25 protein-coding genes are annotated in these 26,838 nt (G+C 71.2%); 9 read left to right on the top strand and 16 right to left on the bottom strand.

What is annotated here, in order from left to right; genetic code table 11:
• Positions 1–2: 2 nt before the first annotated feature.
• From gcl to BLQ34_RS16755, 13 genes are all read right to left on the bottom strand, one after another.
• Positions 3–1,781 (bottom strand): glyoxylate carboligase, encoded by a 1,779-nt coding sequence (gene gcl / locus BLQ34_RS16815; RefSeq protein WP_091788125.1) that lies wholly within the window; start codon positions 1,779–1,781, stop codon positions 3–5.
• 48 nt (positions 1,782–1,829) lie between these two features.
• The gene (locus BLQ34_RS16810) at positions 1,830–2,840 is read right to left on the bottom strand and encodes a 2-hydroxy-3-oxopropionate reductase (protein ID WP_331712542.1); all 1,011 of its coding nucleotides are present in this window, start codon (positions 2,838–2,840) and stop codon (positions 1,830–1,832) included.
• Complete coding sequence (locus BLQ34_RS16805) at positions 2,749–3,558, bottom strand: hydroxypyruvate isomerase family protein (protein WP_197674869.1); 810 nt, start codon at positions 3,556–3,558, stop codon at positions 2,749–2,751. The genes BLQ34_RS16810 and BLQ34_RS16805 overlap by 92 nt, the downstream gene beginning before the upstream one ends.
• Before the next feature lie 114 nt (positions 3,559–3,672).
• A complete protein-coding gene (locus BLQ34_RS16800) occupies positions 3,673–5,070 on the bottom strand; it encodes an 8-oxoguanine deaminase (protein ID WP_231961331.1) in 1,398 nt (465 codons plus the stop codon).
• A 1-nt stretch (position 5,071) separates the two neighbouring features.
• Positions 5,072–5,413 carry a hydroxyisourate hydrolase gene (gene uraH, locus BLQ34_RS16795; protein WP_091788115.1) on the bottom strand — a complete coding sequence of 114 codons (342 nt, stop codon included), beginning with the start codon at positions 5,411–5,413 and terminating at the stop codon, positions 5,072–5,074.
• Entirely contained in the window at positions 5,413–5,907 is a 495-nt protein-coding gene (gene uraD / locus BLQ34_RS16790; RefSeq protein WP_091788112.1) for a 2-oxo-4-hydroxy-4-carboxy-5-ureidoimidazoline decarboxylase, read from the bottom strand. The genes uraH and uraD (BLQ34_RS16790) overlap by 1 nt, the downstream gene beginning before the upstream one ends.
• A complete protein-coding gene (uraD, locus tag BLQ34_RS16785; RefSeq protein WP_091788109.1) occupies positions 5,907–7,838 on the bottom strand; it encodes a 2-oxo-4-hydroxy-4-carboxy-5-ureidoimidazoline decarboxylase in 1,932 nt (643 codons plus the stop codon). The genes uraD (BLQ34_RS16790) and uraD (BLQ34_RS16785) overlap by 1 nt, the downstream gene beginning before the upstream one ends.
• A gap of 88 nt (positions 7,839–7,926) precedes the next feature.
• On the bottom strand, positions 7,927–9,255 hold the full coding sequence (locus BLQ34_RS16780) for a nucleobase:cation symporter-2 family protein (protein ID WP_091788106.1): 1,329 nt from the start codon (positions 9,253–9,255) through the stop codon (positions 7,927–7,929).
• A gap of 79 nt (positions 9,256–9,334) precedes the next feature.
• Entirely contained in the window at positions 9,335–10,243 is a 909-nt protein-coding gene (gene pucL, locus BLQ34_RS16775) for a factor-independent urate hydroxylase (RefSeq protein WP_091788104.1), read from the bottom strand.
• A gap of 187 nt (positions 10,244–10,430) precedes the next feature.
• Positions 10,431–11,291 carry an HNH endonuclease family protein gene (locus BLQ34_RS16770; protein WP_091788101.1) on the bottom strand — a complete coding sequence of 287 codons (861 nt, stop codon included), beginning with the start codon at positions 11,289–11,291 and terminating at the stop codon, positions 10,431–10,433.
• 242 nt (positions 11,292–11,533) lie between these two features.
• The gene (locus tag BLQ34_RS16765) at positions 11,534–12,097 is read right to left on the bottom strand and encodes a helix-turn-helix domain-containing protein (protein ID WP_091788099.1); all 564 of its coding nucleotides are present in this window, start codon (positions 12,095–12,097) and stop codon (positions 11,534–11,536) included.
• A gap of 49 nt (positions 12,098–12,146) precedes the next feature.
• Positions 12,147–13,406, bottom strand: a complete 1,260-nt coding sequence (locus BLQ34_RS16760) for a DUF6986 family protein (protein WP_091788096.1) — start codon at positions 13,404–13,406, stop codon at positions 12,147–12,149.
• A 3-nt stretch (positions 13,407–13,409) separates the two neighbouring features.
• Positions 13,410–14,804: an NAD-dependent malic enzyme gene (locus BLQ34_RS16755; RefSeq protein ID WP_091788092.1), complete on the bottom strand. Its 1,395-nt coding sequence runs from the start codon at positions 14,802–14,804 to the stop codon at positions 13,410–13,412.
• Positions 14,805–14,917: 113 nt separating this feature from the next.
• On the opposite strand from BLQ34_RS16755, the gene BLQ34_RS16750 reads away from it, so the two are divergent.
• A complete protein-coding gene (locus tag BLQ34_RS16750; RefSeq protein WP_231961330.1) occupies positions 14,918–15,787 on the top strand; it encodes a PaaX family transcriptional regulator in 870 nt (289 codons plus the stop codon).
• Here BLQ34_RS16750 and BLQ34_RS16745 read toward each other — a convergent pair.
• Positions 15,753–16,184, bottom strand: coding sequence for a RidA family protein (locus tag BLQ34_RS16745; RefSeq protein ID WP_091788089.1), 432 nt, complete (start codon positions 16,182–16,184; stop codon positions 15,753–15,755). The two genes, BLQ34_RS16750 and BLQ34_RS16745, sit on opposite strands and share 35 nt — an antisense overlap.
• A gap of 92 nt (positions 16,185–16,276) precedes the next feature.
• Between BLQ34_RS16745 and BLQ34_RS16740 the strand changes: the two genes are divergently transcribed.
• The 8 genes from BLQ34_RS16740 to nhaA all read left to right on the top strand — a co-directional run bounded on the left by BLQ34_RS16740 (position 16,277) and on the right by nhaA (position 25,103).
• Entirely contained in the window at positions 16,277–17,119 is an 843-nt protein-coding gene (locus BLQ34_RS16740; protein WP_091788087.1) for a fumarylacetoacetate hydrolase family protein, read from the top strand.
• Positions 17,120–17,150: 31 nt separating this feature from the next.
• Positions 17,151–17,636 carry a cupin domain-containing protein gene (locus tag BLQ34_RS16735; protein WP_091788085.1) on the top strand — a complete coding sequence of 162 codons (486 nt, stop codon included), beginning with the start codon at positions 17,151–17,153 and terminating at the stop codon, positions 17,634–17,636.
• Positions 17,633–18,559 (top strand): acyl-CoA thioesterase, encoded by a 927-nt coding sequence (locus BLQ34_RS16730; protein ID WP_091788083.1) that lies wholly within the window; start codon positions 17,633–17,635, stop codon positions 18,557–18,559. The genes BLQ34_RS16735 and BLQ34_RS16730 overlap by 4 nt, the downstream gene beginning before the upstream one ends.
• Complete coding sequence (locus tag BLQ34_RS16725) at positions 18,559–20,214, top strand: AMP-binding protein (protein ID WP_091788080.1); 1,656 nt, start codon at positions 18,559–18,561, stop codon at positions 20,212–20,214. The genes BLQ34_RS16730 and BLQ34_RS16725 overlap by 1 nt, the downstream gene beginning before the upstream one ends.
• Positions 20,211–22,604 carry a bifunctional salicylyl-CoA 5-hydroxylase/oxidoreductase gene (locus BLQ34_RS16720; protein WP_091788077.1) on the top strand — a complete coding sequence of 798 codons (2,394 nt, stop codon included), beginning with the start codon at positions 20,211–20,213 and terminating at the stop codon, positions 22,602–22,604. Before BLQ34_RS16725 ends, BLQ34_RS16720 begins: the two co-directional genes overlap by 4 nt.
• A complete protein-coding gene (locus tag BLQ34_RS16715; RefSeq protein WP_091788074.1) occupies positions 22,601–23,038 on the top strand; it encodes an acyl-CoA thioesterase in 438 nt (145 codons plus the stop codon). Before BLQ34_RS16720 ends, BLQ34_RS16715 begins: the two co-directional genes overlap by 4 nt.
• Positions 23,039–23,066: 28 nt before the next feature.
• Entirely contained in the window at positions 23,067–23,624 is a 558-nt protein-coding gene (locus BLQ34_RS16710; protein WP_091788071.1) for an NADPH-dependent FMN reductase, read from the top strand.
• A 141-nt stretch (positions 23,625–23,765) separates the two neighbouring features.
• Entirely contained in the window at positions 23,766–25,103 is a 1,338-nt protein-coding gene (gene nhaA, locus BLQ34_RS16705) for a Na+/H+ antiporter NhaA (protein WP_091788067.1), read from the top strand.
• On the opposite strand, the gene BLQ34_RS16700 is transcribed toward nhaA, so the two are convergent.
• Positions 25,085–26,377 (bottom strand): ArsB/NhaD family transporter, encoded by a 1,293-nt coding sequence (locus tag BLQ34_RS16700; protein ID WP_091788064.1) that lies wholly within the window; start codon positions 26,375–26,377, stop codon positions 25,085–25,087. The genes nhaA and BLQ34_RS16700 overlap by 19 nt on opposite strands.
• Positions 26,374–26,838 carry a CBS domain-containing protein gene (locus BLQ34_RS16695; protein ID WP_091788061.1) on the bottom strand — a complete coding sequence of 155 codons (465 nt, stop codon included), beginning with the start codon at positions 26,836–26,838 and terminating at the stop codon, positions 26,374–26,376. The genes BLQ34_RS16700 and BLQ34_RS16695 overlap by 4 nt, the downstream gene beginning before the upstream one ends.

The raw sequence follows: 26,838 nt of genomic DNA, 5'->3' as shown, positions 1-26,838 counted from the left end.
CCTCAGTCCAGGTTGGCGAACAGCGCGGTCGGGGCGTCCTCGCCGCCGGCAGCCAGCTCCTCGAACTCGGTCACCCCGTCGATGGACAGGCCCATCGAGACGTTGGTGACGCGCTCGAGGATGACCTCGACCACGACCGGCACGCGGTACTCCTGCGCCATCGCCTTCGCCTTCTCGAGGGCGGGGAAGATCTCCTCGGGGTCGAAGACGCGGATCGCCTTGCAGCCCAGGCCTTCGACGACCTTGACGTGGTCGACGCCGTAGCCGCCGACCTCGGGGCTGTTGATGTTGTCGAACGACAGCTGCACGCAGTAGTCCATGTCGAAGCCGCGCTGCGACTGCCGGATCAGCCCGAGGTAGGCGTTGTTGACGAGGACGTGGATGTAGGGGACGTTGAACTGGGCCCCGACCGCCAGCTCCTCGATCATGAACTGGAAGTCGTAGTCACCGGACAGCGCGACCACGGTCTCGTCCGGAGCCGCCGTCGCGACGCCGATCGCGGCGGGCACGGTCCAGCCGAGCGGACCCGCCTGGCCGGCGTTGATCCAGTGCCGGTCCTTGTAGACGTGCAGCAGCTGGGCCGCCTGGATCTGGGAGAGCCCGATCGTCGAGACGTAGCGGACGTCCTTGCCGAACGCGCGGTTCATCTCCTGGTAGACCCGCTGGGGCTTGACCGGCGTGACGTCGAAGTTGGTCTTGCGCCACATCGTCGCCTTGCGGTCCCGGCAGGACTGCGCCCACGCGCTGCGGTCGGCCAGGGTGCCGGCCTCCTTGCGCTCGCGGGCCACCTCGACGAACAGCTGCAGGGCGGCCTTGGCGTCGGAGACGATCCCGTAGTCGGGCGCGAAGACGCGGCCGATCTGGGTCGGCTCGATGTCGACGTGCACGAAGGTGCGGCCCTTGGTGTAGGTGTCGACGTCACCGGTGTGGCGGTTGGCCCAGCGGTTGCCGATGCCGAGGACGAAGTCGGACTCGAGCATCGTCGCGTTGCCGTAGCGGTGGCTGGTCTGCAGGCCGACCATGCCGGCGTTGAGCTCGTGGTCGTCGGGGATGGCGCCCCAGCCCATCAGGGTCGGGACGACCGGGACCCCGGTCAGCTCGGCGAGCTCGACCAGCAGGTCGGCCGCGTCGGCGTTGATGATGCCGCCCCCGGCGACGATCAGGGGACGCTCGCTGGCGGCCAGCAGGTCCAGCGCCTTGGCGACCTGGGCGCGGGTGGCGGCCGGCTTGTAGGTGGGCAGCGGCTCGTAGGTCTCGACGTCGAACTCGATCTCGGCCATCTGGACGTCGATCGGCAGGTCGATCAGGACCGGACCGGGACGCCCGGACCGCATCAGGTGGAAGGCCTGCTGGAAGGTGCCGGGCACCTGGGCCGGCTCGAGGACGGTGACCGCCATCTTGGTGAGCGGCTTGGCGATCGAGGCGATGTCGACGGCCTGGAAGTCCTCCTTGTGCAGCTTGGCGACCGGCGCCTGGCCGGTGATGCACAGGATCGGGATCGAGTCGGCGCTGGCCGAGTAGAGACCGGTGATCATGTCGGTGCCGGCGGGACCGCTGGTGCCGACGCAGACGCCGATGTTGCCGGCCCTGGCCCGGGTGTAGCCCTCGGCCATGTGGGAGGCGCCCTCGACGTGGCGGGCCAGCGTGTGGTGCAGGCCGCCGTTCGTCTTCATCGCCTTGTAGAAGGGGTTGATCGCGGCTCCGGGCAGCCCGAAGACGTTCGTGACGCCTTCCTTCTTGAGGATCTCGACGGCCGCTTGGGCCGCAGTCATGCGTGCCATGGGAGGGCTCCTGGTTGAGGTTTGGGAGATGAGGGAGGTCTGGGGAGGTCAGGGGGTCTGGCCGGAGAGGCGCTGGACGCCGCGCAGCAGGGCCGAGTGGTCGAGGCCGCCGTCGCCGTTGGCACGGGCCGAGGCCATCAGCTGGGCGACGAGCCCGCCGAGGGGTACGACCACCCCGGCCTCACGGGCCGCGCTCGTCACGATGCCGAGGTCCTTGTGGTGCAGGTCGATCCGGAAGCCCGGCTCGAACGACTTGCTGCTCATGTTGTCGCGCTTCTGGTCGAGCACCTTCGAGCCGGCCAGGCCGCCCCCGAGGACGTCGAGCGCGGGACCCAGGTCGACGCCATACGCCTCGAGGAAGACCACCGCCTCGGCCAGGGCCTGGATGTTGGCGGCCACGATCAGCTGGTTGGCAGCCTTGACCGTCTGACCGGCGCCGTTGCCGCCGACGTGGACGACGGTCTTGCCGACCGCATCGAAGAGTGGCTTGGCCTCGGCGAAGTCGTCCGCCGAGCCCCCGACCATGATCGACAGGGCGGCGTTCTTGGCACCGGCCTCGCCGCCGGAGACCGGCGCGTCGAGGAGGCGGAAGCCCTTGTCCCGGGCAGCCTTCGCGAGCTCGACCGTCACGTCGGGTCGGATGCTCGAGAAGTCGATGACCAGGGTCCCCTCCTTGGCGTTGGCGAACACACCGTCCTCGCCGAGCAGCACGTCCTGGACGTCGGGGCTGTCGGGCACCATGACCGCGACGACCTGGGCGTCGCGGACCGCGTCCGCGACCGAGCCGGCCGCCGTGCCACCGGCGTCGACGAGCGGCTTGGTCTTGTCCGGGTGCAGGTTGTAGCCGACGACGTCGTGGCCGGCGTCCTGGAGGTGGACGGCCATCGGGCTGCCCATGATGCCGAGGCCGATGAAGGCGATGCTGGTCATGTCGTGCTCCTTGGTGCAGTCGGTGCGAGGTGTCTGGTCAGGCGCCGCGGCGTTCGCGCGGGAGCCAGCCGAAGCTCTCGAGCGTGGTCGCGGTGGTGGGCTTGTACTCGAGGCCGACCCACCCGGCATACCCGCGGGTGGCGAGGTCGCCGAGGTGGCGCTGGAGGTCGAGGTCACCCGAGCCGGGCTCACCGCGACCGGGCGCGTCCGCGATCTGCACGTGCGCCGTGCGGGCGGTGTGTGCCGCGATGGCGGCTTCGAGGTCGTCGCCGTTCGCCGCGAGGTGGTAGAGGTCGAGGAGGAACCCGACGTTGCTCGCCCCGGTCGCGCGGACGTCGTCGACCACGGCGACGGCGTCGGCTGCGGTGCGCAGCGGATAGGGCTTGGGGCCGCTGACGGACTCGACCAGCACCGTCGCCCCGATCCGGTCGGCCGCCTTGGCCGCGAACGCGATCGACTCGCGGCCGAGCTCGTCCTGCTGCGCCGCAGAGGCGCCGTCGACCCGGTTGCCGAAGAGGGCATTGAAGGCCGAGACCCCGAGCCGCTCGCCGATGCCGACCGTGACGTCGACGTTGTCGCGGAACTCCTGGACCCGGTCGGGGATCGACAGCACCCCGCAGTCGGGACCGGCGAGGTCGCCCGCGAAGAAGTTGAGGCCGACGAGCTGGACGCCCGCGTCCTGCACGGCGGAGACGAAGCCGTCGACATCGCCGTCCGCAGGCACCGGCTGGTCGGGCCAGGGCCACCAGAACTCGACCGCGTCGAAGCCGGCGGCCTTGGCGGCGGCGGGGCGCTCGAGGAGCGGCAGCTCCTGGAACAGGATCGAGCAGTTCACCTCGTAGCGCAGTCCGTGGTCCGTCATCTCGATCGCCCTAACTTCCGTATCGTGGAACATGTTTTCCGATTAGTGAGAGAGTAGGCGTCAGCGAGAGACGCCGTCAAGCCCCGGACGGTCGGCGTCTCAGGGAGTGGCCGAGATATATCCGGCGCGCTCGCGGTGCCGGTCGAGCAACCGCTCACCGGCCGAGACCGCCTGGGCCGCAAGGGATTCCTCGTCGGCCGTCGCGAGGCGGTCGCGCTCGACCACCGGGCGGCCACCGACGAGGAGCAGCTCCAGCGGCGGCTGCGACCCGAGGACCAGGGCGGCGACCGGGTCGACGACACCGGCGTGGCCCAGGCCGTCGAGTCGCCACAGCGCGACATCGGCCTGCTTGCCGACCTCGAGGGACCCGATCTGGTCGTCCCAGCCGAGCACCCGCGCGCCGCCGATCGTGGCCAGCTCCAGCGCATCTCGCACGCCGAGGGCCTCCGGTCCACCCCGAGCCCGGGCAAAGAGCAGGGCGTGCCTCGCCTCCTCCACGAGGGACGAGGCCTCGTTCGACGCGGCTCCGTCCACGCCGAGACCGACCGGCACCCCGGCGTCACGAAGGTCGCGAGTGCGCGCGATCCCCGCACCGAGGCGGGCGTTGGACGAGGGGCAGTGCGCGACACCGGTCCGGGTGGCACCGAGGACGCCGATGGCGGCGTCGTCGAAGTGGATGCCGTGCGCGAGCCACACGTCGCCACCCAGCCAGCCGAGCGACTCCAGGTAGGCCAGTGGGGAGAGCCCGAACCGCTCGGCGCAGTACTGCTCCTCGTCGGTCGTCTCGGCCAGGTGGGTGTGCAGCCGCACGCCGCGGTCACGGGCCAGGGCGGCTGACTCACGCAGCAGGTCGGCGGTCACCGAGAACGGCGAGCACGGCGCGACCCCGATCCTCAGCATCGAGTCCGGCGACGGGTCGTGGTGCGTGTCGATGGCGGCACCCGTGGCGGTCAGGATCGTGTCGAGGTCTTCGACCACGTGGTCGGGCGGGAGTCCGCCCTTGCTCCGACCGAGGTCCATCGACCCCCGAGTCGCCAGGAACCGCAACCCGATTCGCCGGGCTGCCTCGATCTCCGCCCCGAGCACGTCGCCACCGTGCGTCGGGAAGACGTAGTGGTGGTCCATCGAGGTGGTGCACCCGGTGCGCGCGAGCCAACCCAGCCCCGCGGCCGCGGCAGCACCGACGACGTCCTCGTCGATGCCACCCCAGACCGGATAGAGCTCGGTCAGCCAGCCGAACAGCGTCGAGTCCACCGCGAGACCACGGGTGGCCCACTGGTAGAGGTGGTGGTGCGTGTTGACCAGCCCCGGCGTGAGGAGGCAGCCGGTGGCGTCGTGCACCTCGGCGCCCGACCCGTCGTCGACCCATCGACCGGGGCCGACGGCGGCGATCCGCGAACCCTCGACGACCATGTGGCCGACGGCGTGCTCGGTCCGGTGCGGGTCCATCGTGGCCACCGTGCAGCCGTCGAGGACCAGTCGCCGGACGGCGCCCACGTCACGACCCCCGGTAGGTGGAGTAGCCGAACGGGTTGAGCAGCACGGGCACGTGGTAGTGCTGGTCGGCGTCCGCGACGGTGAACACCACGACCACCTCGGGGTAGAAGCCCTCGACGCCGCGCGCCGCGAAGTAGCCGCCGGAGGCGAACCGCAGCCGGTAGTCGCCGGCCTCCAGCCGCTCCGGTCCGATGCTCCCGACCCGGCCGTCGCCGTCGGTCACGCCATCACCGATCACGGCGCCCGGGTCGCCCGCTCCCGCCACGGATTCCAGCACCACGGTGATCCCTGCGGCCGGTGTGCCGAGGCTGGTGTCGAGGACGTGCGTGCTGAGGGTTCCCATCAGGAGGCCACCTGTCTGAGTCTGAGCAGCGCGATCTCGCGCAGCTGGGTCACGGTCTCTTCGCGCTCGGCCGCGTCGTCGTTGCCGAGCCGGCGGTCGAGCTCGGCGAGGATCTCGGGTGCCGACCGCCCCGCCGCCCGGATCAGGAACACCCGGTCGAACCGCCGCTCGTATGCCGCGTTGCCCTCCGCGAGCGCGCGGGCCACCTCGGCGTCGGCCGGGTCGACCCCCGCCTGCTCCCGGGCACTGGCGGCGGCGTTGTGGTGCGGGCCGGCAGCCCGTTCACCGATCCTGGGGTGCCCCGCCAGGGCCGCCCCGAGCTCCTCGTCGTCGAGGTGCGCGGCGGCGGCACCGGCGGTGGCCTCCAGGTCGGACCACGCGGCATACGGGCGACCGTCGCGGACCGTGGCGACCCACCGCGGCACCGGGAGGCACGCGGTCAGCTGCTCCTCCAGTTCTGCGGCCGGCAGCGCGTTGAGGTCCTCGAGGGTCATCAGCCCTCCACGAAACGGGTGCGCGCGGAGTGGATCGGGTTGGCGTCGGCCACGAGGTCATCAAACCGGTAGCCGGCGATCTTGGCGATCTCGACGAGCGCAGAGGCGTGTTCCTGCGCCTGGGAGTTGTTCAGTCGCTCCCAGCCGGTGCGCACCACCTGGTCGAACGAGTCACGGTCGCGGACACAGGTCACGAGGGGGAAGCCGAACCGGTCGCGGTACTGCGAGGTGAGCTCGGCCAGCTCGCCGTGGCCCTTCTCGTCGAGGCGGGTGAGCCCGAGCACCGACTGGTCGCGGTAGGAGTCGGAGTCCTCGCCGCCCTCGGCCACGCTGTCGGCGCCCAGGTCGGGGTAGGAGTCGATCAGCTGGCGCTGCTCGTCCTCGTTGGCCGAGAACAACGCCTCCTGGAACGAGCGCCGCAGGTCGCTGGTGTCGCTGAACGGCCGCGAGTCGAAGGCCCGCTCGACCACCCAGCGCGGACCCTGGAACAGGCTGCCGAACGTGTCGGCGAACTGCTCCCGCGACATCTGGTTGACCTCGTTCAACCGGACCAGCGCACCCGGCGCACCGGCCACGGCCGGACCGCGGCTCGAACCCACGTGGTGGAAGAGGAAGTTCAGGACGATCGCGGTGATCGAGCCGAGCGTGATGCCCGAGCCGAGGATGATCTGCGCCCAGTCGGGCACGGCCTTGGCGACGTCCGGCTGGGCCGTGACGTACATGGCGAGGCCGACCGCGGTCGCGACGATCACGACGTTGCGGTGGTCGTGGAAGTCGACCCGCGACAGGGTCTGGAAGCCCACGACCGCGACAGTGGCGAACATCGCCAGCGCGGCGCCGCCGAGGACCGGGTGCGGGATGCCCGCGACGATCGCGCCGGCCTTGGGGATCAACCCGATGACGACCATGATCGCGCCGGCCGTGGCGACGACGTAGCGGCTCTTGACCCGGGTGAGACGCACCAGTCCGACGTTCTCGGCGAAGCAGGTGTAGGGGAAGGAGTTGAAGACACCGCCGATGGTGGTGGCCAGGCCATCGGCCCGCAGGGCGCGCGCGATGTCCTCCTTGCCGACCCGCTTCTCGACGATCTCGCCGGTGGCGAACACGTCACCGGTGGTCTCCACGGCGGTGATCAGCATGACCATGATCATCGAGATGATCGCCGCGGCCGAGAACTTCGGCCAGCCGAAGTGGAACGGCGTCGTGACGCCGACCCAACCGGAGGCCGACACCGAGTCGAAGTGCGCGTCGCCGAGGACCCAGGCCACCAGGGTCCCCACGACCAGGCCGATGAGGACGGCGACGGTGGCCATGAAGCCCTTGAAGATCCGCTGGATCGCGACGATCAGGGCGAGCGTCCCGAGCGCGTAGGCGAGGTTGCGGCCACTGGCGGGGTCGAGGCTCGGACCCGCGCCACCGGCGGCATCCGCTGCGGCGACCGGGAGCAGGGCCAGCCCGATGATGGTGATCACCGACCCGGTGACGACCGGCGGGAAGTAGCGGATCAGCCGGCTGAAGTAGGGCGCCAGGAAGAACGTGAACAGGCCCGCCACGATCACGGCGCCGTAGATGACGAGCAGCCCGTCCGTGCCACCTCCGGCGGCCATGCCGATGGCGATCATCGGCGAGACGGCCGTGAACGTCACACCTTGCAGCAGGGGCAGCTTCACGCCGACCTTCCAGAACCCGATGCTCTGGATGATCGAGGCGATGCCACAGGTGAAGAGGTCGGCGTTGATCAGGTGGATGAGCTCCTCGGTGGACAGGCCGATGGCACTGGCCAGGAGGATCGGCACGATCACCGCGCCGGCGTAGAACGCGAGGACGTGCTGGAAGCCGTAGATCGCGAGCTTCGGGAGGGGCAGCACCTCGTCGACCGGGTGCCGGGAGGTGCGCTTGCTGGACTGCGGTGAGGCGGTGGCTGTGCTCATGACAGGCACCTTTCGGGAGGCTCCGTGAGGAGGGGTTGAGGAGGAACTGCCGGGAGGCGTGGTGCAGGAGGACGTGAGGCGGGACGGCTCAGTGGGTGGTGAGCTTGTCGCGGCTGCTCTCTGCGGCCGCGAAGACCGAGGCGCCCGGCCGGTTGCCGGCCCGCACCTCGTTGAACAGCACGTTGAGGACGACGGCGACGAGCGCGGTGGCGCTGATGCCGGAGTGCATGATCGTGGCGAACCAGTCGGGGAAGGCGTCCCAGAAGGTCGGGGCCGCGATGGGGATGACTCCCACGGCCGTGGCCACCGACACGATGACCATGTTGAGGTTGTCCTGGTAGTCGACCCGCGAGAGTGTCCGGATGCCGCTCGCCGCCACCGAGCCGAACAGCACCACCCCGGCACCGCCGAGGACGGGGTAAGGGATCGCGGCCACGACGGCGCCGACGACCGGGAGCAGCCCGAGGAGCAGGAGCACCCCGCCGCCGGCCGCCACGGCATACCGGCTCTTGATGCCGGTGAGGGCGACCAGGCCGACGTTCTGCGCGAAGGCGCTGGCCGGGAAGGTGCCGAAGACCGGCGCGACCGTGGTCGCGGCCATGTCGGCCCGCAGGCCCGCGGCGACGCGCTTGGCGTCGACATCGGTGCCGACGATCTCGCCGATCGCCAGGATGTCGGCCGTCGTCTCGGTCATGATCACGAAGACCACGATGGTCATCGAGACGATCGCCCCGACCTCGAAGGTCGGGCTGCCGAAGTGGAACACCTGCGGCAGCGAGACGATCCTCGACTCCCCGACCCGCGAGAAGTCCGCCTTGCCGGTGAGGGCGGCGACGGTGGTGCCGACGACGAGGCCGATCAGGATCGACAGCCGCGAGACCGCACCCTGGAAGACCCGGCTGATCACCAGGATGATCAACAGCGTCAGACCCGCGTAGCCGATGTTCTCCATCGAGCCGAGGTCCTTGGCGCCGGCGCCGCCCATCGCCCAGGTGAAGGCGACGGGCATCAGGGACAACCCGATCACCGTGATGATCGTGCCGGTGACGACCGCGGGGAAGAGCCGCACGAGCTGGGCGAAGAACGACGACGCGACGAGGCCGATCAGCCCGGCCACGATGATGGCGCCGAAGACCGGCCGCACGCCGTCCTCGCTGGCGATCGCGACCATCGTCGAGACGCTGGCGAACGAGATGCCCTGCACGATCGGCAACCGGCTGCCGAACGGGCCGAGCCCGAGGGTCTGCAGGAGGGTCGCGAGCCCGCTCAGGAAGAGGCCGGCGGTGACCAGCAGCGCCATGTCGCCGGGCGACAGTCCCGCCGCCCCGCCGACGATGAGCGGGGGCGCGATGACCCCGCCGTACATCGTGAGGATGTGCTGGGTGCCGTAGGCGAGCAGCTGGCCGGGACCGTACATCTGGTCCTCGGGGCGCGTGGAGGCAGCACGAACAGAGGTGGCGGACGTCGTTGTCCGCGGGCGCAGGCGCACGGCGGCCTCAGCAGAACCCGGGCACGGTGAGCCACGCGTCGCCGGCGTCGGAGCCGTTCTCGCGCTGGACCGTGGCCTCGATCAACCCGTAGGGGCGGTCGGCGGCGACGAAGACCTCACCCGGGTTGTCCAGCCCGAACGGGGCGAGGTCGACCAGGAAGTGGTGCTTGTTGGGGGCCGAGAACTTGATCTCGGCGACCTCCGGGTGGGCGGCCAGGACGGCCGAGCCCATCGCGTAGAGACTCTCCTGGAGCGCGCGGCTGTAGGTCGTCGCGAAGGTCTCGAGCAGCAGCGAGCGCACGTCCTCGAAGGACTTGTTCCAGTCGACGCCCTCGGTGGTCTCGTAGCGCCAGCGCGCCACGAGCGAGGTGGCCAGGATCCGGTCGTCGGTCTCCTTCAGCGTCGTGTACTCGTCCTTGAGGTAGCCCTTGAACTCCGAGCCGGTGGACTTGAGCACCACGAGGTCCTTCACACCCGAGACCACCCAGGCGCGCGGCTCGTCGGCGCTGCGGTCCTGCGTGACCACCGTCGTGCGCACCTCGCCGCCACGCTTCACGAACGCGTGGTCGTGGCCGGTGCCGCCGACCTCGATGCGGTCCCAGGCGTACTCCTCCACCTCGATCCGGCTCGCGCTCGCCGCCGGCGTGACGTCGAGGAAGCGGGAGCCGAGGGTCAGGGCGTAGTCCTCGGGCGAGGTGACGCCGTGCTCCTTGGCGAACGCGAAGGCGGTGTTCTTCTGGGTGTCGGTCGGCAGGACGTTGGCCTGGTCACCGGTGGTGTGCGCCTCGGTGAACTCGCCGCGCAGCGCGGTCGAGACGTTGAGGTCACGGATCTCGTGGCGGGCGGTGTCGCGGTAGATGCGGACGACGCGGTTCTCCGCCTTGCCGTACTGGTTTGGTCCGAGGACGAAGCTCATGGGTGCTCCTTGCGGGGGCCCGTCGACCGGGGAGGGTCGTGCGGGCGTCTGGCGCGGGTGGCTTCCCGGGAGGTTCGGAGGTCTTCCGAATGGTGGAAACCCGTTTACGAATGATGGAACCATGACATGGCCGAAGAACCGCCGTCAACAGTTTGTTGAAAACTTCTGCCGCCGCTGCGCCGAACGGTCACCGCTGCAGGTGCTTCCACCGGCGGCCGGACCGGATCGCCCGCACCGTGCTCGGTGACACGCCCATCCGCCTGGCCTCGTCAGCTGCGGACGCGCGGCTCTCGAGGATGGCCACGGCCTGGTCGTGGGAGAGCTTGGCCCACCAGTGCTTGTCGCCGTGGGGGAAGACGCCCTGGCTGACGAGGCCGTCGAGGCGGGCCCGGGGCGTCATGGCGACGAGGTGGTGCGGGTTGAGGCAGTCGGAGTGCACGCAGCCGGCGACGTGGCTGACCTCCTGGCCGGGCGGCAGAGCGCCGTGGTGGCGCGCCCAGACGAGGTGGTGGACCGGCCGCTGGTCGCCGTCGTGACGCACGGTCGGATAGGGATAGGGCCGCCGCGCGAACACCCAGCGCAGGCAGTCGCCCTCGGGCTGGGTCGCCGTCGTCACCCAGCGGTCGAACTCCTCGGGAGCGCAGTGTGGGTCGGGCACGACCGCCTCGCGCCGGTGCTCCACGCCCATCAGGGCAAGGCGTCGGCGGATCGCCTGGGTGGTCACCCCGAACCGCTCGGCCAACCTCGCCAGGTCGCCGCGCAGCCAGACGCCGTCCACCTTGCGGGGCTCCAGCTGCCTGGCCCACCACTCCGGGTCGGCGGGGTAGCGACGCCCCGGCCTCGCGCGCGGGAGCACGCCCCGCTCGCGCAGCCTGCTGCGGACGATCCACCACGGCACACCGTGGGCCGCCCCGACGGCAGCCAGGGACGCGCCGCCCGCGTAGTCGGCGACCATCTGGCCGACGGTGGTCTGGCCGACGGTGGTCTGGTCGAGGAGGTCGGGCTGGTCGGGTTGGTCGGGTTGGTCGGGTTGGTCGGGTTGGTACACGGGCGCCTCTCGCCGGGAACGCTGCTCATCCCTACGGACGCCCGAGTCGCCGCACCATTACGGCGGCGGTGCTCGCCCACGCACCGGGCGACCGGTCACGAGGCACAGATGCTGACCACCGCGCTGCCGCCGTGACGGCGGGATACCGGCCAATCGGCCGAAGTCGGGGACGCACCCCCGCCTCCGGGCACGGGAAACCGGCCCATCGGCCGAGAGCACGGCGCGGGGCTGCAGCGGGAGGGTCAGGCGGTGGGCTCGGCGGCCGCGTCGCGGATCCGGTTGAGGTAGTTGTAGACCGTGAAGCGGGTCAGGCCCAACGCCTCGGCGACGGTCTCGGCGCTGCGGCGCATCTCGAAGGCACCCCGTTCCTCCAGCAGCCGCACCGCGTGCTGCTTCTCGGCTCGCGGGAGGGTGGCCAGCGGCCCACCCAGCTCGCGCTCGACGTCGGTGATGAGTCGCGACAACCCGTCGGTGAGGTCGGTGGCGGCACCGGCCGCGTCGGCCGCCCCCGCTGCTGACCCTGCCCCTGCCTCGGTCCCTGACGGAGCCGGCGAGGTCACTACGGCGTCGGCGTCGTCGAGGGTCAGGGTCACCCGTGTGGCGCCGTGCGACAGCGCCTCCTTGAGTGCCACCGACACCGCGTCGACGACCACGTCGGCGTCACCTTCCACCGACGTGCCGAGCGGGCCCAGGTCGGGCGACAACCCGGCCTGCCGCAAGGCCTCGGCGGATGCGGTGACGTGGGCAGGCAGGTGGTCGTCCTCGCCGTGGAACGGCTCGGTCGTGAACTCCACCCGCACGCGCATGCGGCCAACCTACTGCGCGCGCGCGCCGCCACTGCGCCCCGCCGACCCGTCAGGCGCTGGTGCGCTTGGCGAGCCGGTCGATGGCCGCACGGTCCAGGCCACTGAGCGCCTGCACCTCCTGCTCGTCGGTGGCGCCGCAGTCGAGTCCGCGCACGACGAAGTCCGCGAGGGCGCGAGCCGTCGCAGGCTCGTCCATGACCCCGGACTCGACCCGCCCGACGTAGTTGCGCAGCCGCTCGGTGGCGGCCGGCAGGCCCTCACGGAAGAACGCGTACGTCGCGGCGTAGCGGCTGGGCAGCTGGGCGGGGTGCAGGTCCCAGCCCTGGTAGAAGCCGCGCTCGAGCGAACGTCGCACCAGGCGGGCGTGCAGCGCCCATGCGCGGTGGACGGCGTCCCGGTCGCCGACGGGCAGGATGTTGGTCGACCCGTCGGAGAGGCGCACCCCGGTGCCCGCCGCGGCCACCTGCATGACCGCCTTCGCGTGGTCGGCGGCCGGGTGCTCCATCGACTGGTATGCCGCGGCGATCCCTGCCGAGGCCGAGTAGTCGTAGGTGCCGTAGTGGAGGCCGGTGCACCGGCCGGCTGACGCGTGGACCATGCGCGCCACGAGCGCGGTGCCGTCCGGGCCGAGGATCGACTGCGGGGTCTCGACCTGGATCTCGAACCGCAGGGCGCCCGCGCCCAGCCCGAGTGCCGCCTCGATCGCCTCCGCAGCCTGGACCATCGCCTCGACCTGGTCGACCGACGTGACCTTGGGCAGCGTCACCACGAAGCCGTCGGGCAACGTGCCGTCGGGGGCGGCCACCGCCTCGACGAAGCCGGCGAGCGTGCGGATCCCCCGCGCGCGGGTCGGCGACTCGAAGCACTTGAAGCGAATCCCGTTGAAGGGTGCGGCAGTCCGCGCCGCGAGCGACGTGAGGAGGTCGGCGGCGGCCGCCTTGACGGCGGCATCCTCGACCTCTTCACCGGGCGCTCCGTACCCGTCCTCGAAGTCGATGCGCAGGTCCTCGATCGGCTCGGCGGCCAGCTTGGCCCGCACCCGGGTGACCACGTCGTCGGCGAGCTCCGCGGGCAGGCCGAGCAGGGCGGCATACTCCTGCGCGGTCCCGCCGTGCTCGTCGAGGACGGCGAGCGCCTGCGCACCCCACGCAGGCACCAGACCGGCGTCGTAGCGGTCGGCCGGGACGTAGACCGTGTGGACGGGCTGTCGCGTCGGACGCTCGCCCGGGAACTGCTGCGCCAGAGCGGAATCCGCGTCACGAAGCCGCTCGTCGAGCGCCCGGGTGAGGTCGGTCGGGTCGAAGGTCACGGGTCAGCCCTTGCGCTCGGTGCCGGCAGCGGCGCGCACGGCGGAGGCAACCGCCGGCGACACCTCGGGGTCGAACACGCTCGGCACGATGAAGCTCGCGTTCAGCTCGTCAGGGTGCACGCAGTCGGCGATCGCCTGGGCCGCAGCGATCATCATCTCGTCGGTGATGTCACGGGCACCCGCGTCGAGCAGGCCGCGGAAGAAGCCCGGGAAGGCGAGCACGTTGTTGATCTGGTTGGCGTAGTCGGACCGTCCGGTGGCCACGACCGCGGCGTGGTGGCTGGCCGCGACCGGGTCGACCTCGGGGTCGGGGTTGGCCATGGCGAAGACGATCGCGTCCTGGCCCATCGTCGCGATGTCGTCGCCGTCGAGGAGGTTCGGGGCCGACACCCCGATGAAGACGTCGGCTCCGCGCAGGACTTCCTTGAGCGTGCCGGTGGTGCGAGAAGGGTTGGTGTTGCGGGCGATCCAGCCCCTGAACTCGTCGGCGTGGTCGGCCTCGGGGTCCAGCGCGCCGTGCCGGTCGCAGCCGATGATGTCGGTGGCCCCCTGGGCGTCGAGCAGCCGCACGATGGCGTGCCCGGCGGCGCCGACCCCGGACACCACGATCCGCACGTCCTCGAGCCGCTTGCCGACCACCCGGAGTGCGTTGCGCAGCGCCGCCAGGGTGACGATCGCGGTGCCGTGCTGGTCGTCGTGGAAGACCGGGATGTCGAGCTCGTCGCGCAGCCGCCGCTCGATCTCGAAGCAGCGTGGCGCCGAGATGTCCTCGAGGTTGACGCCGCCGTAGACGGGGGCGATCGCCTTGACGATGCTGATGATCTGCTCGGTGTCCTGGGTGTCGAGGCAGACCGGCCAGGCGTCGACACCGGCGAACTGCTTGAAGAGCGCGGCCTTGCCCTCCATCACCGGCAGGGCTGCGGCGGGGCCGATGTTGCCGAGCCCCAGCACGGCCGACCCGTCCGTCACGACCGCGACGGTGTTGCGCTTGATGGTGAGGCGACGCGCGTCCTCGGGGTTGTCGGCGATGGCCAGGCAGACCCGGGCGACGCCGGGGGTGTAGGCGCGGGACAGGTCGTCGCGGTGCTTGAGCGGCACCTTGGGCACGACCTCGAGCTTGCCCCCGAGGTGGAGCAGGAAGGTGCGGTCGCTGACCTTGCGCACGCTGACCCCGGGCACGGCGGCGATCTCTGCGGTGATCCGATCGGCGTGGTCGGCGTCCGAGGCGTTGCAGGTCACGTCGACGACCAGCGTGTCACCGCGCGACTCGACCACGTCGAGCGCGGTGAGCGCTCCCCCCGCCGAGGCGACGGCCGCCGCCACCACCCCCGTGGTGTCGATCGCGGCAGGCGCCTCGGCGCGCACGGTGATGGAGTACCCAGGGCTCGGTGCGGACATCCTCGTCAGCCTCACTCTTCCACGATGCGGATTCGATCTTCTGTCCCACGGAACTCTAGAGCGATCCGCCGCGCGAGACAAGGCCAACCCGACCTGCCGGATACATTGCCTGCGTGACGACGACCGAGCTGGGCGGCGGCCTCGACGGCGGCGGCGAGCGGGGGCCCCTGCCGCCGCGTGCGCTGATCGTCACCCTGCTCGGCCTCTACGTCCGTGAGTTCGGCGGCTGGATCAGCGTCAGCGCGCTGATCCGGCTGATGGCTGCGGCCGGCGTCGACGAGCAGGCCGTCCGATCGTCGCTCTCCCGGCTCAAGCGGCGCGGCATCGTCGAGGCCGAGCGGCACGACGGAGTGGCCGGCTACGCGCTGTCCGACTATGCCCGGCAGGTGCTCGAGCTCGGCGACCGCCGGATCTTCGCCCGCCCCGAGGAGCACTCGCGCGGATGGGTCGTCGTGGTCTTCTCGGTGCCCGAGTCCGAGCGGCAGAAGCGGCACGCGCTGCGGGCCAGGCTCTCCTGGCTGGGCTTCGGCACGGTGTCGTCGGGAGTGTGGATCGCGCCCGGCCACCTCGCGGACGACGCGCGGGCGGTCCTCGAGGCCGATGGGCTCCAGCCCTACGTCGACCTGTTCAGCGCCCAGTACCTCGCGTTCGGCGACCCGGCCGAGAAGGTCGCGCAGTGGTGGGACCTGGCCGCCCTGGGCCAGCTGTACGCCGAGTTCGTGGACACGCACGCCCCGACCCTGGCGTCGTGGGCCGCCCGCGACGACGCACCGGCCGGCCACCAGGCCTTCGCCGACTACGTCCGGGCGCTGACCGCCTGGCGGCGACTCCCCTACCTCGACCCGGGACTGCCCACCGACCTGCTCCCGGCGTCGTGGTCGGGGACGACAGCAGCCGAGACGTTCTTCGCGCTGCACGCCCTGCTGGCCGATCCGGCCCACGACTTCGTCACCGCGGAGGCCGGAGCCGTTCGTCCGGGATGACCGCGACGCCGAGGATCTCGATGAGCGCCTCGGGCTGCCACAACGCCGTGGTGCCGATCCCCGCCATGGCCGGGTAGACGGGTCCGGCCAGCTCGCGCCAGGCGCGCCCGATCTCGCGACCGTGCGCCTGGTAGTCCGGGATGTCGGTGAGGTAGATGGTGATGCTCACGAGGTCCTCGGGCACGCCACCAGCCTCGGCGAGGGTCGCGAGGACGTTGCCGAACGCCTGCCGGAACTGCTCGACGATGCCGCCGGGCACGATCCGCATCTCGGCGTCGAGCGCGGTCTGCCCACCGAGGTAGAGCGTGTTGCCGCTCAGGGTGCCATGGGAGTAGCCACTGGGCGCCGCGAGCGAGGCCGGGTTGACGGGCACGGGGGTCAGCGGGTGGGCGGACATCGAACCTCCAGGGCGGGCGCTGGTCGGGCTGGGCGTGTCCTGAGCCTAGCCGATCTATTGACGTTTGACGACGATCGTGAAAATCTCGCTATATGCAGTTCGGCACCGTCGCCACCGCCCGGGCTTCGACGGCGGGTCCCTCGACAGCGTGGACCTCCGCGGCCGCGCGCACCCCCGAGGGCTGGCGGGCGCTGCCCGCGCCGGACCTGTCCGCCTACCTCGCGGGCGGTGGCACCCTCGGCCCCGACACCGCACTCGGCGAGCTGCTGCCGCACGCCCGGCCCATCGCGCCGCTTCCCAGCCCGGCCAAGGTGGTGTGCTGCGGGCTCAACTACGGCGAGCACATCCGCGAGACCGGACGCGAGCTCCCGACCCACCCGACGCTCTTCGCCAAGTACGCCGACAGCCTCGTGGGCCCCGACGACGACGTCTCGCTCGCTGCGGGCACGGACGTCGACTGGGAGGCCGAGCTGGCCGTGGTCGTCGGCGCCGAGATCCGCGGCGCCGACCGGTCCACCGCCGCTGCGGCCATCGCCGGCTTCACCGTGGCCAACGACGTCTCGGTGCGCGACTGGCAGTACCGCACGCTGCAGTGGTTCCAGGGCAAGGCCTGGGACCGCTCGACCCCCACCGGTCCCGTCGTCGTCACGCCCGACGAGGTCGACCCGACCGCCGGGCTGACCGTCAGCTGCCGGGTCAACGGCGAGGAGGTGCAGCGTGACAGCACGGCGACGCTGGTCTTCGACCCGGCCGACCTGCTCGCCTACATCTCGACCTTCACCGTCCTGCGGCCCGGCGACCTCGTGCTCACCGGCACCCCGGGCGGGGTGGGCACCGCGCGCGACCCCCAGCGGTTCCTTGCCGACGGCGATGTGCTCGAGACCGAGATCGAGGGGATCGGGTTGCTGCGCAACACGATCCGACTGACCGACTGACCGACTGACCGAACCCACCAAGGAGCGACCTGTGGAACCCGACTTCAGCAAGTACCAGCTCGAGGGCGACGCCTCGGCGTGGGCCGACTCCAACGGCCTCGTGGTGCCGGTCGTCACCCGCGGTGGTCTCGAGGTGGGCGACACCGGCCAGTCCGAGGGCGCCAGCCGCATCTCCGGGGTGAGCATCCAGCACACCCCGGCCAAGCGGCTCTGGTTCGGCAAGGTCAGCAACGACGCCGGCTACCGCTCGGTGCCGCACCACCACGGCGAGGCCGAGACCGGCGGCTACGTCCTGTCGGGCCGGGCCCGCATCTACTTCGGCGAGCGCTTCGAGGACTACCTCGACATGGCCGAGGGCGACTGGGTCTTCGTGCCGCCGTTCATGCCCCACGTCGAGTGCAACCTCGACCGCAACAACCCGCTCACCTGGATGACGACCCGCACCCCCGAGAACATCGTCGTCAACCTCCCGCAGGTGACCGACGCCGAGCTGCGCGACTGGTCGGATCGCCCGTGACCCACCCGACGTCCCAGATCGTCACCGACGCCCTCGTGCTGGAACCCGTTGCGGCGCAGCACTTCGACGTCGCCTTCATCGGCACCACCCAGCCGTGCCCCTGGCCGAAGGCCTACGGCGGAGACATGGTCGCACAGGCGGCCGCCGCGGCGATGCACACCGTCACCGACGGCAAGGTGCTGCACTCGATGCACAGCTACTTCATGCGGCCCGTGGACATCGGCGCCCCGGTCACCTACGAGGTCGAGGTGCTGCGCGACGGTCGCGGTTACGCCACCCGCCAGGTCCGCGCCTTCCAGAACGACAAGGCCGCCTACACCTGCCTCGCCAGCTTCGCCGCCGGCGAGGCCGGGGGCCGGTATGCCGCGCAGCCGGCTCACGACGTCCCCGCACCCGACAGCCTGCCCAGCGCGGCGGCATACCTCGCGGACCGGGAGCCGGGGGACGGCACGACCATGACGGCGGAGTCCAAGGAGTACTGGGCATCCGGGCGCAGCTTCGACATGCGGCACCTGCCGGGGCCGGTCTACCTCGAGGTGGACGGCGGCAGCACGCCGCAGCAGGCGTTGTGGGTCAAGCCGTTCGACGCCCTGCGACCGGTCGACGGGCTCACCGACGCCCAGCGTGACCTGGCCGCGCTGGCCTACGTCTGCGACTACACCATCCTCGAGCCCGTGCTGCGGGTCCTCGACCTGGCCTGGGCGCAGCCCGGGCTCGTGACGGCGAGCCTCGACCACGCGATGTGGTTCCACCGCCCGCCGGCCCCCGGTGTGCTCGACGGCTGGCTGCTCTACACGCAGGACGCGGTCGCGGCGGACGCCGGCCGCGGCGTCGGCCACGGCCGCTTCTTCACCCCCGACGGCGAGCACCTCGCGACCGTCGTCCAGGAAGGCATGATCCGCGCCACCCCCGGAGGTCACTGATGCCGAGCCCGACCGACGACGCCGCGCTCTCCCCCAGCGGCTACACCGACACCTTCGCGCGTGACCACCTCCCGCCGGCCGCCGACTGGCCCACGCTGGAGTTCACGACGCCCGAGCTGCAGTACCCCGAGCGCCTCAACGCCGCGGTGGAGCTGCTCGACGCCACCATCGCGCGGCACGGCGCCGACCGGCCAGCCCTGCGCACCCCCGACGGGACGGTGTGGACCTACGGCGAGCTGCAGGAGCGGGTCGACCAGGTCGCGGCCGTGCTCACCGAGGACCTCGGCCTCGTGCCGGGCAACCGGGTGCTGCTCCGCTCGCCCAACAACCCGTGGACCGTCGCCGCCTGGCTGGGCACGCTCAAGGCCGGAGGTGTCGTCGTCACCACCATGGCGGCCCTGCGCGCCCGCGAGCTCGGACCGATCGTCGAGAAGACCCGGCCAGCCGTCGCCCTGGTCGACCACCGGTTCGTCGAGGACGTCGAGACGGTGCGCGACACCGTGGCCCCCGACCTCGTGGTGGTCGCCTACGGCGGCGACACGGACGACGACCTCACCCGGCGCAGCCAGTCCAAGCCGGGCACGTTCGCAGCGGTCGACACCGCCGCGGACGACGTCGCCCTCTTCGGCCCGACGTCCGGCAGCACCGGCGTCCCGAAGATCACCACGCACTTCCACCGCGACATCCTGTCGATCGACAACACCTTCGGCCGGCACACGCTCCGGCTCACCGAGGACGACGTGGTGGCGTGCACCGCCCCGTTCGCCTTCACCTTCGGGCTCGGCATGCTCGTCGTCTTCACGCTCCGGGCCGGCGCCTGTGCGCTCGTCACCGAGGCTGCCACGCCCGCCCAGCTGGCCGAGCTGGTGGAGGCGCACGGGGTGACCGTCCTCGCGACCGCCCCCACCGCCTACAAGCAGATCATGAAAGCCGGCCACCTCCCGAAGCTGCGCGGGCTGCGCGCGGCGGTGAGCGCCGGCGAGCACATCCCGCAGGAGGTGTGGGAGGCGATCCGGGCCGAGCTCGGGCTCGCCATCATCGACGGCATCGGCGCCACCGAGATGCTGCACATCTTCATCTCCGCCGCCGGCGACGACATCCGCGCCGGGAGCACGGGCAAGCCCGTTCCCGGTTACCGCGCGACGGTGCTCGGCCCGGACGACCAGCCCGTGCCACCGGGCACCGAGGGACGGCTCGCCGTCATCGGGCCCGTGGGTTGCCGCTACCTCGACGACGACCGGCAGCACGCCTACGTCGTCGACGGGTGGAACGTCACCGGCGACACCTTCGTCCAGGACGAGGACGGCTACTTCTTCTACCGGGCGCGCACCGACAGCATGATCGTGTCGTCCGGCTACAACATCGGCGCCCCCGAGGTGGAGGCCGCCATCGACACCCACCCCGACGTCGTCGAGACGGGTGTCGTGGGCGAGGCCGACCCCGAGCGAGGCTCCATCGTCAGCGCCTTCGTCGTGCTGCGGGAGGGCGTCGTCGGTGACGACGCCAAGGCCCGCGAGATCCAGGACCACGTCAAGGCCACCCTGGCGCCGTACAAGTACCCGCGCCGGGTGCGTTTCGTCGACCAGCTGCCCCGCAACACCAGCGGCAAGCTCCAGCACTTCAAGCTGCGCGACCTGACCCAGGAGAACTCATGAGGATCGCGATCGTCGGCGGTGGTCCGGGCGGCCTCTACCTCGCCGCATTGATGAAGCAGCTCGACCCGGCCCACGAGGTGACCGTCTGGGAGCGCAACGCGCCCGACGACACGTTCGGGTTCGGGGTGGTCTTCTCCGACGAGACACTCGGCGGGATCGAGAGCGCCGACACCACCATCTACCGCGCGATGGAGAGCCGGTTCGCCCGGTGGACCGACATCGACGTGGCGATCGACGGGCGGTCGTCGACGATCGGCGGCCAGGGCTTCGCGGCGATGAGCCGCAAGGAGCTGTTGCACATCCTGCAGACGCGGGTGGCCGAGCTCAGCGTCGAGGTGCACTACCGCACGATGGCCCCCGACGCCGATGAGCTGCGCCGCACCCACGACCTGGTCGTGGCCGCGGACGGCCTCAACTCCCAGGTCCGCGGGCGCTACGCCGACGCCTTCGGGCCCAGCCTCGACCCGCGCCACAACAAGTACATCTGGTTCGGCACCGACCTGGTCTTCGAGGCCTTCCAGTTCATCGTGCGCAACACCGAGTTCGGGACCATGCAGATCCACGGCTACCCCTACTCCGACCAGGGCTCCACCTTCATCGTGGAGATGCACGAGGAGGTATGGCGTCGGGCCGGGTTCGACCGCACCGAGGACGAGGTGTTCCCACCCGGGGTCTCGGACGAGTACGCGGTCGAGCGCGTCGCGGAGATCTTCGCCGACGACCTCGCCGGCCACCAGATCCTCACCAACAACTCCAAGTGGCTGAGCTTCACGACGGTTCGCAACACCTCCTGGCACCACGACAACGTCGTGCTGATCGGTGACGCCGCGCACACCGCACACTTCTCCATCGGGTCCGGCACCAAGCTCGCGATGGAGGACGCCCTGGCCCTGGCCGCCTGCCTCCACGATCACGACTCCGTGCCGGAAGCCCTTGCGGCATATCAGGAAGAGCGCAAGCCGGTGGTCGAGTCGACCCAGCGTGCCGCGCAGGCCAGCCTCGAGTGGTTCGAGAACATCGGGATGTATGCCGACCAGGACCCCGACGAGTTCGTCTTCAACCTGCTGACCCGATCGCGCCGGATCACGTTCGAGAACCTCAAGGACCGGGACCGCGAGTTCGCCGCGCGCATCCAGGCGGCCTTCGCGCGACAGTCCGTGGGTGGCGCCGGAACTGGCGCCGCCGACGAGCTGGCCCCGGCGATGTTCCAGCCGGTGCGGATCGGCGCACTCGAGCTGAAGAACCGGGTCGTCCTGTCCCCCATGGACATGTATTCCGCCGTCGACGGACTGCCCGGCGAGTTCCACCTGGTGCACCTCGGCTCCAAGGCCCTCGGGGGCGCCGGTCTGGTGATGTCGGAGATGACCTGTGTCTCGCCGGAGGGTCGGATCACGCTCGGGTGCCCAGGGCTCTGGAACGACGAGCAGCGCGACGCGTGGGGGCGCATCGTCGACTTCGTCCACGAGCGCAGCACCGCGAAGATCGGCCTGCAGCTGGGTCACTCGGGTCGCAAGGGTTCGACCAAGCTGATGTGGGAGGGCATGGACGAGCCCCTCGCCGAGGGCAACTGGGAGGTCTTCGGGCCGTCCGCGCTCCCCTACGGCGAGGACTGCCACGTGCCCCGCGAGATGACCCGCGCCGACATGGACCAGGTCGTCGCCGACTTCCGCGATGCGGCCCGACGCGGGGTCGAGGCCGGTTTCGACCTCGTCGAGGTGCACGCCGCACACGGCTACCTGCTGTCGTCGTTCCTGTCTCCCGTCTCCAACGTCCGCACCGACGAGTACGGCGGCTCGCTGGGGAACCGGCTCCGCTTCCCGCTCGAGGTCTTCGACGCCGTCACCGAGGTGGTGCCGGACGGCATACCCGTCACGGTGCGGATCTCGGCCACCGACTGGGTGCCGGACGGCAACACCGAGCACGACGCGGTCGAGATCGCGCGCGCCTTCATCGCGCACGGTGCGGCGGCGATCGACGTCTCGTCCGGGCAGGTGACCAAGGACGAGCAGCCGGCCTTCGGGCGGTCCTACCAGACACCCTTCGCCGACCGGATCCGCCACGAGGTGGCCCGACCGGCCGGTGTCGCGGTCATCGCCGTCGGCGCGATCTCGTCGCACGACGACGTCAACTCGATCCTGCTCGCCGGCCGCGCCGACCTGTGCGCCCTGGGCCGGACCCACCTCTACGACCCGATGTGGACCCTGCACGCCGCCGCGGAGCAGGAGTACGTCGGACTGGCGGCCGAGTGGCCGGACCCGTGGAAGGCGGGCCGGCGCCGCCCGCCCACCGCGCGCACCGACAAGATCCCGCCGCGGCTCGCCCTGCTCCGCGAGGGCGCCGAGGACGAGGTGCACCTGCGCTGGAAGCCGGCCCAACGGGTCGACGCATGACCGACCAGTCGGCACCCCCTCCGGTGGCCACGGCGCAGGCCCGGTCGCGCATCGAGTGGGTCGACACCGACGCGGCCGGGATCTACCACAACAGCACCGTGACCCGGCTGGTCGAGTCGGTGGAGGCGCAGCTGGTCCGTGAGCGCGGGCTGGACGGTTACTTCCCGGTGGCTCCGCGGGTGCGGTTCGAGGCGGACTTCGAGGCGCCCCTCTACTTCGGGCAGGAGGTGACCACGACCCTGTCGGTCACGAACCTCGGGCGGTCCTCGATGACCTTCGAGTTCGAGGTGTGGGGCGAGGAGTTCGAGGGGGCGCCCCGGGCCCGCGCGGCCCGCGGCCGGTACGTCACCGTCCACCTCGACCGCAGCGGCCCCGGTCCGGCCCGCAGCACCCCGTGGCCCCCCGACTGGGTGGAACGCCTCACCCGGCGCTGACCCCCGAGCCCGCCCCTAGGCTGCCGCCATGAGCCCCACGCGCCTGTCCGTCGTCATCGCGAGCACCCGTCCCACGCGGATCGGCCACCACATCGCGCAGTGGGTGCTCGACGCCGTGCCGGCCGACGTCGAGGTCACGGTGCACGACCTGCGCGAGCTCGCGCTGCCGTTCCTCGACGAGCCCGGCCAGCCCGCCGACGGCAACTACGCCCACGAGCACACCCGGCGCTGGTCGGCGGCGATGCAGGCGACCGACGCGCTGGTCCTGGTCATGCCGGAGTACAACCGGGGCTACAACGCGGCCCTGAAGAACGCCATCGACTTCCTCTACGCCGAGTGGGAGGGGCTCCCGGTCGGCTGCGTCGGGTACGGCTGGCACGGCGCGAGCTTCGCCAAGTCGGCGCTGCGGCAGACGCTCGAGCGGGTCAAGATGACCGTCGTCGAGGGGCCCGGACTCGAGTTCGAGAAGACCCTCACGCAGGCAGGCGAGGTGAGCGCGAGCCCCGCCGACGACGCGGCGCTCGCCGCCATGTTCCGCGAGCTGCTCGCCGGCGCCCGCCCCCCGCAGGACCGTCCCACGAGCTGACCGGCAGCGTCCGCGAGCTGGGCACCGCGGCCTACCGGGCTCCTGCTCGATAGACTGGCGCTGGTGAGCCGGGAAGTCTGGTCGGCGGCACCGCCTCCACGGCGGCGTCCCTCGCAGACCTGACCCTGAAAGGCGCCCCAGGTGACCCTGACCCCTTCGCGCCCCCGACTCCTGCGCCGGTCCACCTGGACCGAGGCACAGTTCGTCACCGCCGCACTGCGCACCGAGACCGTCGGCGGAGCGCTGCTTCTGGTTGCCGCACTCGTCGCGATCGCCTGGGCGAACTCGCCGTGGCACGAGGGCTACTCGGCTCTGCGCGACCTCACCGTCGGACCGCACGCGCTGCACCTGGATCTGTCCCTCGGCACGTGGGCGGCCGACGGGCTCCTGGCGATCTTCTTCTTCGTGGCCGGGCTCGAGCTCAAGCGCGAGTTCATCGTCGGCGACCTGCGGAGCCCGTCGAAGGCGGCCCTGCCGGTCGCGGCCGCCCTCTGCGGGGTCGCCGTCCCGGCCATCCTGTATGCCGTGACCGTCGCCTCCCTGGGTGGTGGCAGTGCCGCCCTGCGCGGCTGGGCGATCCCCACGGCCACCGACATCGCGTTCGCCCTCGCCGTGCTCGCGGTGATCGGCACGCACCTGCCCAGCTCGCTGCGCTCGTTCCTGCTCACCCTCGCCGTCGTGGACGACCTGGTGGCCATCACGATCATCGCCGTGTTCTACACCAGCGAGGTGCACTTCGGGATGCTCGCTCTGGCGGCCCTTCCGCTGGCCGGCTTTGCGGCACTCGTGCAGAGGCGAGTGGCGTACTGGTGGATGCTCGTGCCGCTCGCCGTCGTCACCTGGGCACTGGTGCACGCCTCGGGGGTCCACGCGACGGTCGCCGGTGTGCTGCTCGGGCTGGTCGTGCCGGTGAAGGCACGAGCCAGTGTCCCGCGGGTCAGCAGCCTGGCCGCAGACGTCGACGTCGCCCACCGCTTCGAGCACCGCATGCGCCCGCTGTCGGCCGGCGTCGCCGTGCCGGTCTTCGCCTTCTTCGCAGCCGGTGTCCGGGTCGTCGGCGGCGGCTTCTCCGACACGCTGGCCGACGAAGCTGCGATCGCTGTCGTGGTGGCCCTGGTCGCCGGCAAGCTGCTCGGCGTCTTCGGCGGCACCTGGCTCTTCGCCCGCTTCACGCGCGCGGAGCTCGATGACGACCTCGCGTGGGCCGACATCGCGGGCGTCTCGCTGCTCGCGGGGATCGGGTTCACCGTGTCCCTGCTGGTCGGCGAGCTCGCCTTCGGGCCGGGCAGCGCGCGCGACGAGCACGTCAAGGTGGCCGTCCTCGTCGCGTCACTGATCGCCGCCGCGCTCGCTGCGGTGGTGTTGCGGCGGCGCAACACCGTGTACCGGCGGATCGAGCAGACCGAGACCCTCGACGCCGACGGTGACGGGATCCCGGACTGCTTCGCCGCCGACCAGCCTCAGGCCAGCGCGAAGTAGCGCAGCCAGAGGTAGACCCACGACAGCGCGACGGTCACGAAGGCGACCACCAGGCCGTACTTCGTGAAGGTCCAGAAGCTGATGGGGTGGCCGTTGCGGGCGGCGATGCCCAGGATGACCACGTTCGCGCTCGCGCCCACCGCCGTCGCGTTACCGCCGAGGTCGGCGCCCAGCGCCAGCGCCCACCACAACGAGTCGTGCTGCGCGTCGACACCCAGCGGCCCCGCGAGATCCTTGATGATCGGAGCCATCGTGGCCACGTACGGGATGTTGTCGACGACCCCGGACAGCACGGCCGAGCCGGCGACCACGACGGAGCTGGCGAGGAACAGCCGGTCACCCACCGCATCAGTGAGGCTCTGGCCGATGTGCTCGACGACACCGGTCTTGACGAGCGCGCCGACCATGACGAACAGCCCGCCGAAGAACACGAGGGTGGGCCACTCCACCTCGGCGAGGTAGTCGGACGGCTCCAAGCGGGAGACCGCCACGGCCGCGCCTGCTCCGAGCAGCGCGACGACCGAGGGTTCGACGTGCAGCACCGAGTGCGTCATGAAGCCGACGAGCACGAGCGCCAGGATCCCCAGCGAGCGCAGCAGGAGTCCCCTGTCCTCGATTGCCTCACGCTCGTCCAGCTCCATCACGGCCTGGACCCTGGCCTCGTCGTAGGTCAGCGCGGAGCGGAACATCACCCGGCAGAGCCCCACGAAGACGACGAGCAGGATGACGACGACCGGCGCAAGGTGCACGAGGAAGTCGTTGAAGGTCAGCCCCGACCGGCTCGCGATGATGATGTTCGGCGGGTCTCCCACCAAGGTCGCCGCCCCACCGATGTTGGACGCCATCGCCTCGGCGATGAGGAAGGGGACGGGTTTGATGCCCAACCGGTCGCACACGAGCAAGGTGACCGGAGCCACGAGCAGCACCGTCGTGACGTTGTCGAGGAGGGCCGACGCGACCGCGGTGATGACGATCAGCATCGTCATCACCGCGAACGGCTTGCCCCGCGCCCGCTTGGCCGCCCAGATGGCCAGGTACTCGAAGATGCCGGTCTGACGCAGCACGCCGACGATGATCATCATCCCGAGCAGCAGGAAGATGACGTTCCAGTCGACACCGGTTTCCTCGCTGAAGAACGCGGTCTTCGCATCGACGACCCCGAGCAGCACCATCGCTGCAGCGCCCCACAGGGCAGCGGCGACCCGGTGGATGCGTTCGGTGGCGATGAGGACGTACGCGGCGATGAACGCCGTGACCACGAGCGCGGTGGTCATGGGGCAGGGTTCTCCTCAGGCAGCAGTGCCCGCAGGAGCCGGCTCACCGTGATGACTCCCAGGATCGTGTCACCGTCCTGGACGACCGCCAGCGGGCTGCGCATCCGGGCCATCACGGCGGCCACCTCGATCGACGTCGCGTCGGCATCGACGACTGGCAGCTCGGCGTGGTCGTCGGCGTCCGGCAGCAGGTCCCGGACGCTCTTGCCCGAGAGCTGCCCGAACAGCTCGTCAGCGGTCTTCTCGTCGTACACCCGGCACAGGCGCGGATCTTCCTGCACGTAGCGGGGGATGGCGAAGCGCAGCACCTGCGAGCCCGGCAGGATGGTCCGCGCCCGGCCGGCGGCGTCGAGGACCACCAGGCCCGGGCGACCGCTCTCGGCCATGGTGCGCGACGCCTGCAGGGCATCCGCCGACTCCTGCACGGTCGGGAACTCCTGCGCAAGGTCTCTTGCTCTCAT

The sequence above is a fragment of the Pedococcus dokdonensis genome, from assembly GCF_900104525.1.
Classification (GTDB): Bacteria; Actinomycetota; Actinomycetes; order Actinomycetales; family Dermatophilaceae; genus Pedococcus; species Pedococcus dokdonensis.
The sequence above is the reverse complement of the archived record's forward strand: the minus strand, read 5'-3'. Positions and strand labels throughout refer to the sequence as shown.

Bases quoted from the DNA above. Each gene is read 5' to 3' on its own strand.
- BLQ34_RS16695 (WP_091788061.1), bottom strand. From the start codon at position 26,838: ATGAGAGCAAGAGACCTTGCGCAGGAGTTCCCGACCGTGCAGGAGTCG.
- BLQ34_RS16755 (WP_091788092.1), bottom strand. From the start codon at position 14,804: ATGTCCGCACCGAGCCCTGGGTACTCCATCACCGTGCGCGCCGAGGCG.
- BLQ34_RS16780 (WP_091788106.1), bottom strand. From the start codon at position 9,255: ATGTACGGTCCCGGCCAGCTGCTCGCCTACGGCACCCAGCACATCCTC.
- BLQ34_RS16810 (WP_331712542.1), bottom strand. From the start codon at position 2,840: ATGCCGGGTGGGTCGGCCTCGAGTACAAGCCCACCACCGCGACCACGC.
- BLQ34_RS16725 (WP_091788080.1), top strand. From the start codon at position 18,559: ATGCCGAGCCCGACCGACGACGCCGCGCTCTCCCCCAGCGGCTACACC.
- uraD (WP_091788109.1), bottom strand. From the start codon at position 7,838: ATGAGCACAGCCACCGCCTCACCGCAGTCCAGCAAGCGCACCTCCCGG.
- BLQ34_RS16700 (WP_091788064.1), bottom strand. From the start codon at position 26,377: ATGACCACCGCGCTCGTGGTCACGGCGTTCATCGCCGCGTACGTCCTC.
- BLQ34_RS16720 (WP_091788077.1), top strand. From the start codon at position 20,211: ATGAGGATCGCGATCGTCGGCGGTGGTCCGGGCGGCCTCTACCTCGCC.
- pucL (WP_091788104.1), bottom strand. From the start codon at position 10,243: ATGAGCTTCGTCCTCGGACCAAACCAGTACGGCAAGGCGGAGAACCGC.
- BLQ34_RS16715 (WP_091788074.1), top strand. From the start codon at position 22,601: ATGACCGACCAGTCGGCACCCCCTCCGGTGGCCACGGCGCAGGCCCGG.
- BLQ34_RS16745 (WP_091788089.1), bottom strand. From the start codon at position 16,184: ATGTCCGCCCACCCGCTGACCCCCGTGCCCGTCAACCCGGCCTCGCTC.
- BLQ34_RS16710 (WP_091788071.1), top strand. From the start codon at position 23,067: ATGAGCCCCACGCGCCTGTCCGTCGTCATCGCGAGCACCCGTCCCACG.
- gcl (WP_091788125.1), bottom strand. From the start codon at position 1,781: ATGGCACGCATGACTGCGGCCCAAGCGGCCGTCGAGATCCTCAAGAAG.
- BLQ34_RS16740 (WP_091788087.1), top strand. From the start codon at position 16,277: ATGCAGTTCGGCACCGTCGCCACCGCCCGGGCTTCGACGGCGGGTCCC.
- uraH (WP_091788115.1), bottom strand. From the start codon at position 5,413: ATGGGAACCCTCAGCACGCACGTCCTCGACACCAGCCTCGGCACACCG.
- BLQ34_RS16765 (WP_091788099.1), bottom strand. From the start codon at position 12,097: ATGCGCGTGCGGGTGGAGTTCACGACCGAGCCGTTCCACGGCGAGGAC.
- uraD (WP_091788112.1), bottom strand. From the start codon at position 5,907: ATGACCCTCGAGGACCTCAACGCGCTGCCGGCCGCAGAACTGGAGGAG.